The organism is Streptomyces hebeiensis (genome assembly GCF_052983195.1).
Map to the genome: position 1 here is coordinate 6,840,339 of NZ_CM129812.1, position 15,033 is coordinate 6,855,371.

Consider the following 15,033-nt stretch of genomic DNA (forward strand, 5'->3'; position numbering starts at 1 on the left):
GACGGCCCGCCGGACCGGTACAGCCTACGCCGCGACCGCTCATCTGAGCGCACACCAGGGCGGGCGGACGGCCTCTCCACTCTCCCGACTGCCCTGTTTCGCACAGTAGTTGGACCGGGTACCGTCCGCCCCATGGAGATCAGAGGGCGGAACGCCCGCCGATGGAGCGCGACACCGGTTCTGGCACTCACCGCCGCGCTGCTGGTGTCGCTGCTGGGTCCGGCGGACGCCCGGGCCGCCCAGACCGCACCCGCCGGCCCCGAGCGGCCGGCCCGGGAGAGCGGAGCGGTCTACTCGTACGAGGACGCCATCCGGGAGTCCGTCTGGGTGGACACCGGAATCGACGGCGACGAGGACGGCCGGACCGACCGCGTCGCCGTCGACATCGTCCGGCCGCGGGAGGCCGCGCTCGCGGGCCGCGACATTCCCGTGATCATGGACGCCAGTCCGTACTACTCCTGCTGCGGCCGCGGGAACGAGAACCAGAAGAAGACCTACGACGCGGACGGCGACCCCCTCGGATTCCCCCTCTACTACGACAACTACTTCGTGCCGCGCGGCTACGCCTTCGTCGCCGTCGACCTCGCCGGCACCAACCGCTCCGACGGCTGCGTCGACGTCGGCGGCCGCTCCGACGTCCAGTCCGCCAAGGCCGTGATCGACTGGCTGAACGGCCGCGCCCGCGCCTACGGCAGCCGCACCGGCACCCAGGGCGTGCGCGCCGACTGGACCACCGGCGCCACCGGCATGATCGGCAAGAGCTACGACGGCACCGTCGCCAACGGCGTGGCGGCCACCGGCGTCGAAGGGCTCCGCACGATCGTCCCCATCGGCGCGATCAGCTCCTGGTACGACTACTACTTCGCCCAGGGCGCGCCCCTGTACGACTCCGGCCCCGACTGGCTGTCCGACTACGTGGAGAGCCCCGAGGCCCGCTCCCGCTGCCGGGCCGTCCAACGACGGCTGGTCGAGGGCGCCCCGCGCACCGGCGACTGGACCGGACTGTGGACCGAACGCGACCACGTGAAGGACGCCCGCTCGGTACGCGCGAGCGTCTTCGCCGTCCACGGGATGCAGGACCTCAACGTCCGTACCAAGCACCTCGGCCAGTGGTGGGACGCCCTCGCGTCCGCCGGCGTGGAGCGCAAGATCTGGCTCTCGCAGACCGGGCACGTCGACCCGTTCGACTTCCGCCGCGCCGAGTGGGTCACCACGCTGCACCGCTGGTTCGACCACTACCTGCTCGGTTACGACAACGGCGTCGACCGCGAGCCCATGGCCGACGTCGAGCGCGCGCCGGGCCGCTGGTCCACCGACCGCGTCTGGCCGCCGAGCGGCACCGCCACCACCCTGCGCCCCGGCACGGGCGACGTCCCCGGCGTGGGCACCCTGGGCACCGCCCCCGCGCGGCCCGGTGCGACGGAGACCTTCACGGACGACCCGCGTCAGGGGGAGACCGACTGGGCCACCGACATCGACCGGCCGACCCCCGCGAAGGCCGGCTTCACCACCCGCCCGCTCAGCCGCGACCTGCGGCTGTCCGGCTCCGCCACGGTGACCGTCACCGCCACCCCCTCCACCACGTCCGCCCACCTCTCCGCGGTCTTGGTCGACCTCGGCCCGGACACCATCCGCGACTACGGCGCCGCGGGCGAAGGCATCACCACCCTCACCGAGCGCACCTGCTGGGGCGCGAGCACGGCCTCCGACAGCTCCTGCTACCGCGAGACCGCTCCCCGCACGGCGGACGTCGGCCACACCGTCTTCAGCCGGGGCTGGGCCGACCTGGGAACCGCCGGCTCGCCCGGCCGGGGCCGCCCGCTCACCCCGGGAACGCCCTACACCCTCACGATCCGGCTGGCCGCGAGCGACCACGTCGTCCCCGCCGGACACCGGCTCGCCCTGATCATCGGAGGGACGGACCGGAACCTCATCGACCCGCCGTCCACCACCCCCACCCTCGCCCTCGACCTGGCCCGTACGGCCGCCCGGCTGCCGCTCGTCGGCGGCCCCGACGCCCTCGCCCGTGCCACCACCGGCCCCGCGCCGTCCCTGGGCACGGCACCCGAGTCCCGCCCGAGCGGCGTGGTCGTGCCGCACCGCATCCCACCGATCCCGGGAGACCGCACCTGATGCCGTTCCGCTCCGGTCCCGTACGAGCCGTACGCTCCATACACCCCGTACGCGCCATACGTACCTCACGTGGCGCGCGTTCCGCGCGTGGCACGCGCCCCTTGCGCGCTCTCGCCCTGGCGACGGCCGTCGCCTCCCTCGCCACCCTCGCCGCGCCCGTGGCCACGGCCCCCGCCCACGCGGCCCCGGCCCCGCCGCGCACGGAATTCGAGACCAGCGACGGCGCGCGCTGGACCGGCCAGGCACAGGAGCAGGACTTCCTGGCCGCCGTCGCCGGTGGCGGCGCACGCGTCTCGCTCACCACCATCGGCACGACGAAGCGGGACCGCCCCCTCCAACTGGTCGAACTCGGCGCGCGGCACGCCCCCACGACCGTCCTGCTCGTCTGCAGCCAGCACGGTGACGAGCCGTCCGGCCGTGAGGCCTGCCTGACCACCGTGCGCGACCTCGCCTACACCCAGGACCGGGACACCCGCCGCTTCCTGGACCGGACGAAGGTCCTCGTCGTCCCCACCGCCAACCCGGACGGCCGCGCCGCCGACACCCGGGGCAACTCCGACGGCGTCGACATCAACCGGGACCACATCGCGCTGAGGACCGCGGAGGGCCGGGCCCTGGCCGCGGTCATCCGCGACCGCCGCCCCGACGTCGTCTACGACCTGCACGAGTACGGGGCGACCCCGCCGTACTACGACAAGGACCTGTTCGACCTCTGGCCGCGCAACCTCAACACGGCCGCCCGCGTGCACGACGAGTCCCGCACGCTCTCCGAACACCATGTGCGCCCCGCCGCGCGCGATGCCGGCCACTCCATCGGCACCTACGGCATCTGGACCGACCCGGTCACCGGCGACCCCGTCAAGCAGACCGCGGGCGACGGACAGGAACGCATCCTGCGCAACGCGGTCGGCGTCAAACACGCGGTCGGACTGCTCATCGAGAGCCGCGTCGATCCGCTGACCGATGCCGAGAAGGCCGACGGAGCCCTGAACAACCGGCGCCGGGTCACCAGCCAACTCGATTCACTGAAGGGTCTGTTCTCCTTCGCCGACGAGCGCCGGGGCGCGATCGCCGCCGCCACGGTCACCGCCCGGCTCGCCGGGCTGGCCGACCGCGGCCCGGTCCACCTCGGCGGCGCCGACAACGAGCCGGCGGCCCCGGAGGAGATCCTTCAGGACCCGCCGTGCGGCTACGCCCTCGACGCCGGCCAGTACGCGGACGTGAAGGACGAACTCGCCCTGCACGGCGTGGCGTCCGTGCCCGTCGGCACGGGGGCGTTCGTGCCGCTGCGCCAGTCGCAGCGCGCGCTGGTCCCCCTGCTCCTCGACGCCCGCGCGGAGTACCACCTGACGGAGGGGACGCCCCGGCGGTCCTGCTGACGGCACGCGACGGCACGAGCCTCGGGCGGCGGCGCCGGACGCCCGGCTCATTCCAGCGCGAGCCGGGCGGCCTCCTCCGCACATCCCCAGGCCACGGTGACCCCGGCGCCGCCGTGTCCGTAGTTGTGCACCAGCCGTGCGCCGCCGGGCCGGGTCACGGCCTCCAGCCGGACCCGGGCGCGCCCCGGCCGCAGCCCCACCCGGTGCTCCAGCACGCGCGCGCCCGCCAGCTCGGGACGGACCGCGGCGCAGCGCGCGACGATCACCTCCGCCTCGGCCGGGTCGATCCGCAGGTCCCAGGAGTGCTCGGTCGTCGTGCCGCCGAGCAGCAGACCGTACGGGTGCGGCATCAGGTAGGTCGTGCCGGCCGAGCCGGGCAGGGCCGCCACGAACCACTCGTCGATCCCCGGGTTCTCCACGACCACCACTTGGCCGCGCACGGGATACAGCGACACGTCCGGCGCCAGCTCGCGGGCGCCCAGCCCCGTGCAGTTGACCACGACGGGCGCCAGGCTCGCCGGTTCGGCCAGATCCGTGACCGCGCGCCGCTCGACCGTGCCGCCCGCCGCCCGCAGCCGCGCCTTGAGGTACCGCAGATGAACGGGCATGTCGACGAGCGGCACCGCGGCCCGCACCCCCTGCGCGAACCCGTCGGGCAGCTCCTCGGGACGTGCCTCGCGCAGCTCGCGCACCCGCGCGGCCCAGCCGCCGAGGCTGTCGGGCCGGGTGTTCGCCATCAGCCCGGGGACGATCCGCACCCCGGTCGTTCCGGGGCGCTCCGCGAGCCGCTCGTAGTGGTCCAGCGACCGCTCCAGCCAGGCCGAGACCCGGCGAGCGGGCTCGATGCGGTACGGCCAGACCAGCGCGCCCGCCACCGCCGAGGTGGTCCGGCCGACGGGATCGCGTGTCCACAGGCTCACACGGAGACCGCCCTCCGCGAGTACCACCGCCGTCGTCAGACCGATGACGCCACCACCGACCACGAGCACATCGCTCTTCCTGCCGTTCATGCCCGGGACCGTAGCGGAACGAGGCTTGTCAGGCCCATTCCACGACGCCAGCGGGCCACGGGCGCTCGCCCGGCGGACGCGCGGAGCGGCGCTTCGCGCTTCCCCGCGCCGTCAGTGGCCGGTCGGCGGCGGGGTGGCGGCGGGGTGGCCGCCGGTTAGTATCAGCACCCTGATGACTGCCACGCTCGTAGCCAAGGACCTCTCCGCGGGCCATGGCGACCGCACGCTCTTCTCCGGACTCGACCTGGTCGTGGCGCCCGGTGAGGTGATCGGACTCGTGGGCGCCAACGGGGCCGGAAAGTCCACCCTGCTCCGGCTGCTCGCCGGCCTCGACACCCCCGAGGACGGGGCCCTCGCGCTCTCCCCGCCCACGGCCGCCGTCGGCCATCTGCCCCAGGAGCCCGAGCGCCGCGCGGGGGAGACCGTACGTGACTTCCTGGGCCGCCGTACCGGGGTGACGGCCGCCCAGGCCGCCCTGGACGAGGCCACCGAGGCGCTCGTGGCGAGCGCGCCGGGCGCCGACGACGCCTATGCCCTCGCCCTGGAACGCTGGCTCGGCCTCGGCGGCGCCGACCTGGACGAACGCGCCGAGGAGACCATCACCTCGCTCGGCCTGACCGTCGGCCTCGACCAGCCGATGACCACCCTCTCCGGCGGCCAGGCCGCCCGCGCGGGCCTCGCCTCGCTGCTGCTCTCGCGGTACGACGTCTTCCTGCTGGACGAGCCCACCAACGACCTGGACCTGGACGGCCTGGCCCGGCTGGAGTCCTTCGTGACGGGACTGCGCGCGGCCACGGTCCTCGTCAGCCACGACCGCGAGTTCCTCGCCCGCACCGTCACCAAGGTGCTCGAACTCGACCTGGCGCAGCAGAAGATCACCCTCTACGGCGGTGGCTACGAGGCCTACCTGGAGGAGCGGGAGACCGCGCGCCGCCACGCCCGCGAGGAGTACGAGGAGTACGCGGACCGCAAGGCGGCCCTCCAGGAGCGGGCGCACATGCAGCGGTCCTGGATGGACAAGGGCGTGAAGAACGCCCGGCGCAAGACGACCGACCACGACAAGATGGGCCGCAAGGCCCGGACGGAGGCCAGCGAGAAGCAGGCCGCCAAGGCGCGCCAGACGCAGCGGATGATCGAACGTCTGGACGTGGTCGAGGAGCCCCGCAAGGAGTGGGAACTCCGCATGGAGATCGCCGCCGCGGAGCGCTCGGGAGCCGTCGTGGCCACCCTGCGCGCGGCCGAGGCCCGGCGAGGCGACTTCCGCTTCGGACCCGTCTCGCTCCAGATCGACCGCGGTGACCGCGTCGCCATCACCGGAGCCAACGGTTCCGGCAAGTCCACGCTGCTGGCGGCGCTCCTCGGCCGCCTTCCCCTGGAGGCGGGGCACGCGGCCCTGGGCTCCGGGGTGGTCGTCGGCGAGATCGACCAGGCCCGGGCCCTCTTCCACGGCCCCGAGACCCTCCTGGACGCCTTCCGGCGGGCCGTGCCCGACACCGAGCCCGCCGACGTCCGGACCCTCCTCGCCAAATTCGGCCTGAAATCAGCTCATCTGCTGCGCCCGGCGACCACGCTCTCGCCGGGCGAACGCACCCGCGCGGCGCTGGCCCTGCTCCAGGGCAGGGGCGTGAACCTGCTGGTCCTGGACGAACCCACGAACCACCTGGACCTGCCCGCCATCGAGCAACTGGAGTCCGCGCTCGACTCCTACGCGGGCACGCTTCTGCTGGTCACCCACGACCGCCGCATGCTGCACGCGGTCCGCACGACGCGGAACCTGACGGTGGCGGCGGGCCGGGTGACGGAACACTGAGGCCCGCCCGGCCCGCCGCTCCCAGTGCCGCGACCGGCACTGGACGATCACCGATCCGTCAGTCCCGCCCGTCGCAACGCGTCCGCCATCGCGCTGTTCACCGGCGCCGGCGCCGAGGAGCCCTGACGGCGTGCGCGGCCACCGGCCCCGCGACCCCCGCCCGTCCGCGGCTGCGGCGTACGGCCGCCGTCACCGGACCGCTCCGATCGCTCCCCCCGGTCGGACCGCTCCGAACGCGCCGGGCGAGCCGGGCGCGACCCCCCGGACGCAGGACCCGAGGCCGTGACCTCGTCGTCCAGCCGCAGCGTCAGCGAGATCCGCTTGCGCGGGATGTCGACGTCCAGCACCTTCACCTTGACGACGTCACCCGGCTTCACGACCTCCCGGGGGTCCTTCACGTACGAACGGGACATGGCCGACACGTGCACCAGCCCGTCCTGGTGCACCCCGACGTCCACGAACGCCCCGAACGCCGCCACGTTCGTCACGACGCCCTCCAGCACCATCCCGGGCGCCAGGTCGCCGATCTTCTCCACGCCTTCCTTGAACGTCGCGGTCTTGAAAGCCGGCCGCGGGTCGCGGCCCGGCTTCTCCAACTCGCGCAGGATGTCCGTCACGGTCGGCAGACCGAAGGACTCGTTCACGAAGTCGGCGGGCCGCAGCGACCGCAGCACCGGTCCGTTCCCGATCAGGGCCGCGACCTCGGTGCCCGTGGTCTTCACCATCGACCTGACCACCGGATACGCCTCGGGGTGCACGCTCGACGCGTCCAGCGGGTCGTCGCCGCCGCGGATCCGGAGGAAGCCCGCGCACTGCTCGTACGCCTTCGGACCGAGCCGCGCCACGTCCTTGAGCGCGCGCCTGGAGGCGAACGGACCGTTCGCGTCGCGGTGGGCCACGATGTTCTCCGCGAGGCCCGCGCCGATGCCGGACACCCGGGAGAGCAACGGCGCGGACGCCGTGTTGACGTCCACTCCCACACCGTTCACACAGTCCTCGACCACCGCGTCCAGCGAGCGCGACAGCTTCACCTCGGAGAGGTCGTGCTGGTACTGGCCGACCCCGATGGACTTGGGGTCGATCTTCACCAGCTCGGCGAGCGGGTCCTGCAGGCGCCGCGCGATGGACACCGCGCCGCGCAGCGACACGTCCAGTTCCGGCAGTTCCTGTGAGGCGAACGCGGAGGCCGAGTAGACCGAGGCACCGGCCTCCGAGACCATCACCTTCGTCAGCTTCAGCTCGGGGCGCGCCGCGCACAGCTCCGCGGCGAGCTTGTCGGTCTCCCGGGACGCCGTGCCGTTGCCGATCGCGATCAGCTCGACCTTGTGCACCTCGGCCAGCCGGGCCAGCGTGGCCAGCGACTCCTTCCACCGGTTCGCGGGGACGTGCGGATAGATCGTGTCGGTGGCGACGACCTTGCCCGTGGCGTCCACGACCGCGACCTTCACACCCGTACGGAACCCGGGGTCGAGGCCGAGCGTGGCGCGGGTGCCGGCGGGAGCGGCCAGCAGCAGGTCGCGCAGGTTCGCCGCGAAGACCCGGACCGCCTCGTCCTCCGCGGCCGTGCGCAGCCGCAGCCGCAGGTCGATGCCGAGGTGCACGAGGATACGGGTGCGCCACGCCCACCGGACCGTGTCCGCCAGCCACTTGTCCGCCGGCCGGCCGCGGTCGGCGATGCCGAACCGGTGCGCCACCGAGACCTCGTACGAGCTGGGGCCGGGCTCGTCCGACGGCTCCTCGGGCTCCATCACCAGGTCGAGGACCTCCTCCTTCTCGCCCCTGAGCATCGCCAGGATCCGGTGCGAGGGCAGCTCCGTGAACGGCTCGGCGAAGTCGAAGTAGTCGGCGAACTTGGCACCGGCCTCCTCCTTGCCCTCCCGCACCTTCGCGGCCAGCCGGCCCCGGGCCCACATCCGCTCGCGCAACTCACCGATCAGGTCGGCGTCCTCGGAGAACCGCTCGGTGAGAATGGCCCGCGCGCCCTCCAGCGCGGCGGCGGGCTCCGCGATCCCCTTGTCCGCGTCCACGAACGCGGCCGCCGCCGCGAGCGGTTCGACCGACGGGTCGCCCAGCAGCCCGTCGGCCAGCGGCTCCAGACCAGCTTCCCGGGCGATCTGCGCCTTCGTCCGCCGCTTGGGCTTGAACGGGAGGTAGATGTCCTCCAGACGCGCCTTCGTGCCGGCGGCCCGGATCCGCGCCTCCAGGGCGTCGTCGAGCTTGCCCTGCTCGCGCACGGACTCCAGGATCGTGGTCCGCCGCTCCTCCAACTCCCGCAGGTAGCGCAGCCGCTCCTCGAGGGCGCGCAACTGCGCGTCGTCGAGCATCTCGGTCGCTTCCTTGCGGTAGCGCGCGATGAACGGCACGGTCGACCCGCCGTCGAGCAACTCGACGGCCGCCTTCACCTGCCGCTCCCGTACGCCGAGTTCCTCGGCGATCCTGCCTTCGATGGACGTCGTCACGATCACGCTCCGCTGTTCTGGGGTCCGCCGACTGCATTGTGGCAGGTGGCACCGACAGCGGTGGGCGCGACCGGCTGCGGACCGCGCGGACGCCGTGTGCCGACGGGGGAGGGGCACGGGCGGGTGCGGCGCGCGCGTACGGGCAGGCAGGAGGGCCCGGCGCTTCGCGTGGGGATCAGCCGTGCGCGGCGCCGCCGAAGAGGCGGGCGAGCGCGCGGAAGGGAAGCGTCACCACGGATGCGAGCGTGGAACCGATGGCACGCAACACATCGGCGATGGCACGGAACACGTCGGCCTCCTTTCCAGGTGGCTCCGGGGCGGCCACGTGGACGCCCGCGCACACCGCGCACGGGCCGTCGCCTGCGTGCGGGGCACGCGCCGTGAGCGTCCTTCGTACGGTGGGTGGGACCGTGGCCTCACCACCTGTGGAGAAGCGGGTATCCGGTCGTACGGTTCGTAAACACCGCGCGGCACGGCACCCGGCCCGGCACCCGGCCCGGTCGATCAGCGCTTGGCGAAGATCTGCGCGGGGAACGCCCCCGCCGCCCGTGCCGCCGCGGTGAGTCCGGCGGCCAGCTCGGTCAGCCGGGCCACTCCCGCCGCCCCCAGGTGCTCGTAGGGCGCCGCGTCCAGCCGGTCGGTCTCGTCCTCCAGATCGGCGCGCAGCTTCTCACCCGACGCCGTCAGCCCGCCCGCGTCGTCCAGCAGCCCGCGGTCCCGCAGCCGAGCCTGGGCCGCCGCCCACTCCTCCTCGCTCCAGCCCCGGCTGGAGCGGACCCACCCGGCCGCCGCCCCCTGACTGCTCGCCGTGTGGCTGACCAGCGCCTCCAGCGGGCCGAGCCCGGCTGTCGTCAACGCCATCAGGTGGCCGTCGCCCCGGTGTTCGCGCAGCAGCGTCGCGGCGTGCCAGAACGCCAGGTGCGGCTCGCGCGGGACCGGCAGGTCCGCGTTGGCGGCGTACAGCGGGCGGGCCGGGCGGGCGCACGCCTCGGCGGCCCGCAGCGCCAGCTCCGCCGCCTCGGCCAGTTCCTTCGAGTCCAGTACCTCCTCGCCGAGCAGCCGCCGCAGCAGCGAGTCGACCGCGCGCAGCCGTACGCCGAGGGCCTCCTCGGGCGAGAGGGTCTCCCATATCCGGGGGACGTGGAGCGCCACGAGGTCGTGCTTGAAGTTGTAGAAGGTCGCGGTGACGGCTCCCGCGCCGACCCGGCCCAGCGGGGCGGCCCGGTTCGCGAAGTAGACGGCGGCCGGGGCGTCGAGTCCGGCGGCGGCGAACTCGCGGCCGATCTCGGGGGAGAAGTAGACGGTCGAGTGAATGGGGTTGACGACGGAGTAACAGCGTCGCACGGCGTGCTCGGGCAGAGTGGTCATGGCGCTATGTTACCGACTGGTCGGTACGAACGAACGGCGGATCCAGGCCATGGATGGGCCCGGTTCATCGGTCGTCCCCCTCGTCGGCGGACCCGTCCGCGGCCCCCGGGGCGGTCCAGGTGAAGCGCGGCTCCCGGCGCTCCAGGAAGGCGGCGACTCCCTCCGCCGTCTCCCCGCTGTCGCGCGCCTGCCGGGCCCAGTGGGCGTCGCGGTCGGTGCAGCCCGACACGGACTCCTTGGCCGCGGCCTGGGTCAGCCGCGACCGGGCGACCAGGACGCGGGTGAACTCCGCGACACGCTCGCCGAGTCCGCCCGCGGGCAGCACCTCGTCGACCAGTCCGGTGCGCAGGGCGCGCTCCGTACCGATCAACTCGGCGGAGTACAGCAGGTAAGAGGCGCTGGACGGCCCCACCAGCGAGACCAGTCGGCGGGTGGACGACGCCGGGTAGGCGATGCCCAGGCGCGCCGGAGTGATGCCGAACCACGCTCCCTCCTCCGCGAACCGCAGGTCGCAGGCGACCGCCAACTGGCAGCCGCCGCCCACGCAGTAGCCGCGCACGGCGGCGAGTGTCGGCTTGGGGAAGGCGGCCAGTGCCTCTTCCGCCGCGACCACGGGAGCCCGCGTGTCCTCGTCCGGATCCCGCAGCGAGGAGATGTCGGCCCCGGCGCAGAAGGTGTCGCCCGCGCCGGTCAGGACCAGGACCCGGACGGCGGGGTCGGCCGCCAGACGCGCCAGCAGCGGGGGCAGTCGGCGCCACATCGACGGGGTCATCGCGTTGCGTTTGTCGGGACGGTGTATGACCACGGTCGCGACGCCGTCGGCCACGGTGTGCGGCAGCTGGGGCTCCATGCGCGGGATGCTATCCGCCGGAAGATGCGCTGGTATCCCGGAGGCATGTGCACCTGCTCCAAAAACATTATTAAAAGGTCAAGGCCGAACCTCTTGTCATCATCTGCGTGCACTTCCGGTCGCACTCCACCAATAACCATTGACTTCTGTTCAGTAATTGAGTAGTGCCCGGCGGATCCCAAGACTCGGTCCCTGACGGACGAGGCGCGACATCGTCCGCACCGGTCGAACCGAGGGGAACGAGGGGATGAGGGGATGAGGATGGGGCCGCAGAGGGAGAGCCGCGGGAGTGTTCCGGGCCCGGCGCCGCTGCCGTACGAAGGGGTCTGGCGGTTCACCGCGCCCGCCGTCGACGTCTCCGTACCGAGGACCAGACGCGCGGTGCGGGACCTGCTGGAGCGGCGGTGCGTGCCCGCCGGGGAGGCGGTCGTGGGGGCCCTGCTGCTGATCCTCTCCGAACTGGTCACCAACGCCGTCCGGCACGCCGCCGTGGTGTCACCGGAGATCGCCGTCGAAGTGGGGGTCGGCGCGGGGTGGTTAGGGGTCTGTGTCGAGGACCGCCATCCCTACCGGCCCACGGTCCTGGAGGCCGACCCGGAGCGCACGGGCGGCCGCGGGCTGCTGCTCGTACGGGAGATCACCCAAGAGGCCGGCGGCGGCTTCGACATCGAGCGCACCGCGGACGGCGGAAAGGCCGTCCGGGCGATCCTGCCGTTCGAGCCGTCGGCCACGGTACCCGGGCCCGTCGGGACACCGTCGCGCACGACCGGAGCGCAGGCGCCGACCGGCGAGGCACCGTCGGCCCGGCCCCGTCCCCGCGCCGCCGCGTCGCACGACGCGCTCCCTCGCGCCGTACCGCCCCGTACCCCACGAGACCTCGGACCGCAACAGAGTGACCCGCGGGACGACTTGCGAGAGCGTGACCCACGAGACCGCGACGCGGCGTCGTGGGGCGGTGTCACCAGCCCCCGGCGGACCCCGTGAGCTCCCTGATCGCCGGACGCGCCGCGTCCAGGACGGTCATGAACCACGCCGAGAACGGCGCCGCGGCATGCCGCTCGGCCAGTTCCGCCGGGCTGACGAACGCAGTCTCGCCGACCTCCTCCGGATCGGGCCGGGGCGCCGCCTGCGCCAGCCCGACGAACAGGTGGTTGTACTCCTGCTCGACCAGTCCGGAAAGCGGGTCGGGGTGGTTGTAGCGCACGGTGCCGGCCTCGGCGAGGAGCGAGGGCGAGACGCCCAGTTCCTCGTACGTCCGGCGGGCCGCCGCGGCGAACGGCGACTCGCCGGGGTACGGATGACCACAGCAGGTGTTCGACCACACCCCGGGAGAGTGGTACTTGCCCAGGGCGCGGCGCTGGATCAGCAGCCGCCCCTGCTCGTCGAAGAGGAACACGGAGAACGCCCGGTGCAGCTGTCCCGGCGCCTGGTGCGCCGAGAGCTTCTCGGCGGTGCCGACGGTGTTGCCGCTCTCGTCGACGAGCTCCAGCAGGATCGGTTCTCGGGTGCCGCTCGACGCGTCGCTCGCCGTGCTCGCCGTCGTGACTGGTGTGGTCGGCATAGCCATCCTTCGCTTCGGGCCTGGCACCCAAGTCTGCCCCACGGGGACCCGGTCCTCGCATCTCGGGCGGGTGGGCATGTCCGTTCTCGTCACCGCCCGTGGGTGTCGTCCGCGCCCGCTCCCGCCAGGTCAGGACGGGGGTGCGCCGGGTCGGGACGGGCGCCGTCGGCGGGTCCCGTCCCGACCCGGTGGTCCGCCGGCGGCCGTCAGTGGCAGAGCTTCGCCTCGTGCGCCGCGTGGCCCCGGGGCTCCAGTTGGAAGGTGCAGTGTTCGACGTCGAAGTGGTGACCGAGACAGCCCTGGAGGTCGTGCAGCATCTTCTCGTGCCCCTCCGTGTCCAGCGCCTCCTGGTCCACCACCACGTGGGCCGAGAGCACCGGGAGCCCGGAGGTGATCGTCCAGGCGTGGAGGTCGTGGACGTCCGCCACGCCGGGCAGCGCGAGCATGTGGGCCCGTACCTCGCCCATGTCCACGCCCTTCGGCGCCGCCTCCAGCAGGACGTTCAACGTCTCCCGCAGCAGCTTGACCGTGCGCGGGACGATCATCAGGCCGATCAGCAGGCCCGCGATCGGGTCGGCCTGCTGCCACCCCGTGAGCAGTACGATCCCGGACGAGACCAGGACGGTGAGCGAGCCGAGGGTGTCCGCGAGGACCTCCAGATACGCCCCGCGCACATTGAGGCTGTCCTTCTGGCCCCGTACGAGCAGCGAGAGGGAGACCAGGTTCGCGACCATGCCGACGAAGGCCACGATGAGCGCCAGGCCGCCGCGGGTCTCGGGCGGCGTGACGAAGCGCTCGACGGCCTCGTACAGCAGGAAGCCCCCGACGCCGAGCAGCAGCACACAGTTGGCCAGCGCGGCCAGGATCTCCGCGCGGGCATAACCGAAGGTGCGGTTGGCGGTCGCCGGGCGGTTCGCGAAGTGGATGGCGAGCAGGGCCATCCCGAGCCCCACGGCGTCCGTCGCCATGTGCGCCGCGTCCGCGAACAGCGCGAGGGAACCGGCGGCCACACTGCCGACGATCTCCACCACCATCACCGACAGCGTGATCGCGAGCGCGATGCGCAGCCGCCCCCGGTAGGCCGAGGTCGTCGTTCCCGTCGGTGGTCCGCCGTGCGTGTGCCCGTGACTGTGGCCTGCCCCCATGTGGACGCCTCCCGGTCGTTCCGACGCTCTCGACGATCTGCCGACGACGTCAGTGAACTACGGGTGGGGGGTATCCGGCAACACGGCACTGAACACCGTTGTCATATGCTCTGACCTGCGGAAATGAAACGCAGGTCAGGCGCTCGCGGGGGGAGCCGTACGGCTCTGCGACCGGTCGTCCGGTCGCCGACGCGGCGGAGCCTCAGCGGCGCGCGGCCGCCGGGTGGGACAGCAGCCAGCCCTCCCAGGCGGACTCGACCATCTCGCGCAGGCCCCGGCTCGCGGTCCAGCCCAGCTCCCGTTCGATCAGGCCGACCGCCGCCACCGCCGTCGCGGCGTCGCCCGGCCGACGCCCCTCGACCACCGGCGGCGTGCGGTCACCGGTGACATCGGCCACCAGGTCCGCCAGTTCCCGGACCGAGACACCCTCACCGCGGCCGATGTTGACCGTGAGGTCTCCCGGGTCCCCGGCCGCGTCCCGGTCGGCCAGCCGGCGCGCGGCGGTCAGGTGGGCGTCGGCGAGATCCGCGACATGGATGTAGTCACGGACGCAGGTGCCGTCCGGGGTCGGGTAGTCGTCCCCGAAGATCCGTGGTGCCTCGCCCCGGGTGATCCGGTCGAAGTACATCGGGATGATGTTGAACACCCCGGTGTCGGAGAGCTCGGGCAGCGCGGTCCCCGCCACGTTGAAGTAGCGCAGACATCCGGTGGAGATCCCGTGTGCCCGGCCCGCGGCCCGTACCAGCCACTCGCCCGCGAGCTTCGTCTCGCCGTACGGATTGATCGGTACGGTCGGCGTCCCCTCCGTGATCAACGGCACATCGGGGACCCCGTACACGGCGGCGGAGGAGGAGAAGAGGAAGCGCCGCACCCCCGCCGCGACGACCGCGTCCAGCAGCACGGTGAGCCCGTGCACGTTCTCCCGGTAGTACCGCAGCGGCTGCTCGACGGACTCCCCGACCTGCTTCTTGCCCGCGAGATGCACCACACCGGTGACCCCGTGGCCGGCGAGCGTACGGTCCACCAGCTCCCGGTCCGCCAGCGAGCCGCGGACCAGCGGAACGCTCCCGGGCAGCCGCTCGGCGAGGCCCGACGACAGGTCGTCGAGGACGACCACGCGCTCCCCGGCCCCGGTCATGGACCGCACCACATGTGCCCCGATGTACCCCGCACCGCCTGTGATCAGCCACGTCATCCCGCCACCCTAACGGCGTACGGACCGCGACGGCCTCGTCGCGCCGCCCCGGGCGCGACGTTCCTGCGGCCGGAATCCCGCCCGTGTGGTTTGTGGGGCGGGTCACCGATCGACGATGATGAT

11 protein-coding genes and 1 pseudogene are annotated in these 15,033 nt (G+C 73.2%); 4 read left to right on the top strand and 8 right to left on the bottom strand.

Annotated elements, in window-relative coordinates; all coding sequences use genetic code 11:
- Positions 1 to 132: 132 nt before the first annotated feature.
- Both ACU6P3_RS29295 and ACU6P3_RS29300 read left to right on the top strand, forming a co-directional pair.
- Positions 133 to 2,133: a Xaa-Pro dipeptidyl-peptidase gene (locus ACU6P3_RS29295; protein WP_447194851.1), complete on the top strand. Its 2,001-nt coding sequence runs from the start codon at positions 133 to 135 to the stop codon at positions 2,131 to 2,133.
- Positions 2,133 to 3,512 carry a M14 family metallopeptidase gene (locus ACU6P3_RS29300; protein WP_447194852.1) on the top strand — a complete coding sequence of 460 codons (1,380 nt, stop codon included), beginning with the start codon at positions 2,133 to 2,135 and terminating at the stop codon, positions 3,510 to 3,512. Before ACU6P3_RS29295 ends, ACU6P3_RS29300 begins: the two co-directional genes overlap by 1 nt.
- Positions 3,513 to 3,559: 47 nt before the next feature.
- On the opposite strand, the gene ACU6P3_RS29305 is transcribed toward ACU6P3_RS29300, so the two are convergent.
- Positions 3,560 to 4,522 (bottom strand): FAD-dependent oxidoreductase, encoded by a 963-nt coding sequence (locus ACU6P3_RS29305; RefSeq protein WP_447194853.1) that lies wholly within the window; start codon positions 4,520 to 4,522, stop codon positions 3,560 to 3,562.
- 172 nt (positions 4,523 to 4,694) lie between these two features.
- On the opposite strand from ACU6P3_RS29305, the gene abc-f reads away from it, so the two are divergent.
- Positions 4,695 to 6,332, top strand: a complete 1,638-nt coding sequence (gene abc-f, locus ACU6P3_RS29310; RefSeq protein WP_447194854.1) for a ribosomal protection-like ABC-F family protein — start codon at positions 4,695 to 4,697, stop codon at positions 6,330 to 6,332.
- 47 nt (positions 6,333 to 6,379) lie between these two features.
- On the opposite strand, the gene ACU6P3_RS29315 is transcribed toward abc-f, so the two are convergent.
- The 4 genes from ACU6P3_RS29315 to ACU6P3_RS29330 all read right to left on the bottom strand — a co-directional run bounded on the left by ACU6P3_RS29315 (position 6,380) and on the right by ACU6P3_RS29330 (position 11,009).
- On the bottom strand, positions 6,380 to 8,791 hold the full coding sequence (locus tag ACU6P3_RS29315; RefSeq protein ID WP_447194855.1) for a Tex family protein: 2,412 nt from the start codon (positions 8,789 to 8,791) through the stop codon (positions 6,380 to 6,382).
- Between the two features lie 175 nt (positions 8,792 to 8,966).
- Positions 8,967 to 9,080, bottom strand: coding sequence for an LPFR motif small protein (locus ACU6P3_RS29320; protein ID WP_267958483.1), 114 nt, complete (start codon positions 9,078 to 9,080; stop codon positions 8,967 to 8,969).
- Positions 9,081 to 9,295: 215 nt separating this feature from the next.
- Positions 9,296 to 10,159, bottom strand: coding sequence for an SCO6745 family protein (locus tag ACU6P3_RS29325; RefSeq protein ID WP_447194856.1), 864 nt, complete (start codon positions 10,157 to 10,159; stop codon positions 9,296 to 9,298).
- 64 nt (positions 10,160 to 10,223) lie between these two features.
- The gene (locus ACU6P3_RS29330; RefSeq protein WP_447194857.1) at positions 10,224 to 11,009 is read right to left on the bottom strand and encodes an enoyl-CoA hydratase/isomerase family protein; all 786 of its coding nucleotides are present in this window, start codon (positions 11,007 to 11,009) and stop codon (positions 10,224 to 10,226) included.
- 255 nt (positions 11,010 to 11,264) lie between these two features.
- Here ACU6P3_RS29330 and ACU6P3_RS29335 point away from each other — a divergent pair.
- Positions 11,265 to 11,738 (top strand): annotated as a pseudogene (locus tag ACU6P3_RS29335) (ATP-binding protein); the annotation flags it as partial.
- 229 nt (positions 11,739 to 11,967) lie between these two features.
- On the opposite strand, the gene idi reads toward ACU6P3_RS29335, so the two are convergent.
- The 3 genes from idi to galE all read right to left on the bottom strand — a co-directional run bounded on the left by idi (position 11,968) and on the right by galE (position 14,910).
- Positions 11,968 to 12,570 carry an isopentenyl-diphosphate Delta-isomerase gene (gene idi / locus ACU6P3_RS29340; protein ID WP_447194858.1) on the bottom strand — a complete coding sequence of 201 codons (603 nt, stop codon included), beginning with the start codon at positions 12,568 to 12,570 and terminating at the stop codon, positions 11,968 to 11,970.
- Positions 12,571 to 12,776: 206 nt separating this feature from the next.
- Positions 12,777 to 13,715, bottom strand: coding sequence for a cation diffusion facilitator family transporter (locus ACU6P3_RS29345; protein ID WP_447194859.1), 939 nt, complete (start codon positions 13,713 to 13,715; stop codon positions 12,777 to 12,779).
- Between the two features lie 202 nt (positions 13,716 to 13,917).
- Positions 13,918 to 14,910 (bottom strand): UDP-glucose 4-epimerase GalE, encoded by a 993-nt coding sequence (galE, locus tag ACU6P3_RS29350; protein WP_447194860.1) that lies wholly within the window; start codon positions 14,908 to 14,910, stop codon positions 13,918 to 13,920.
- Positions 14,911 to 15,033: the final 123 nt, after the last annotated feature.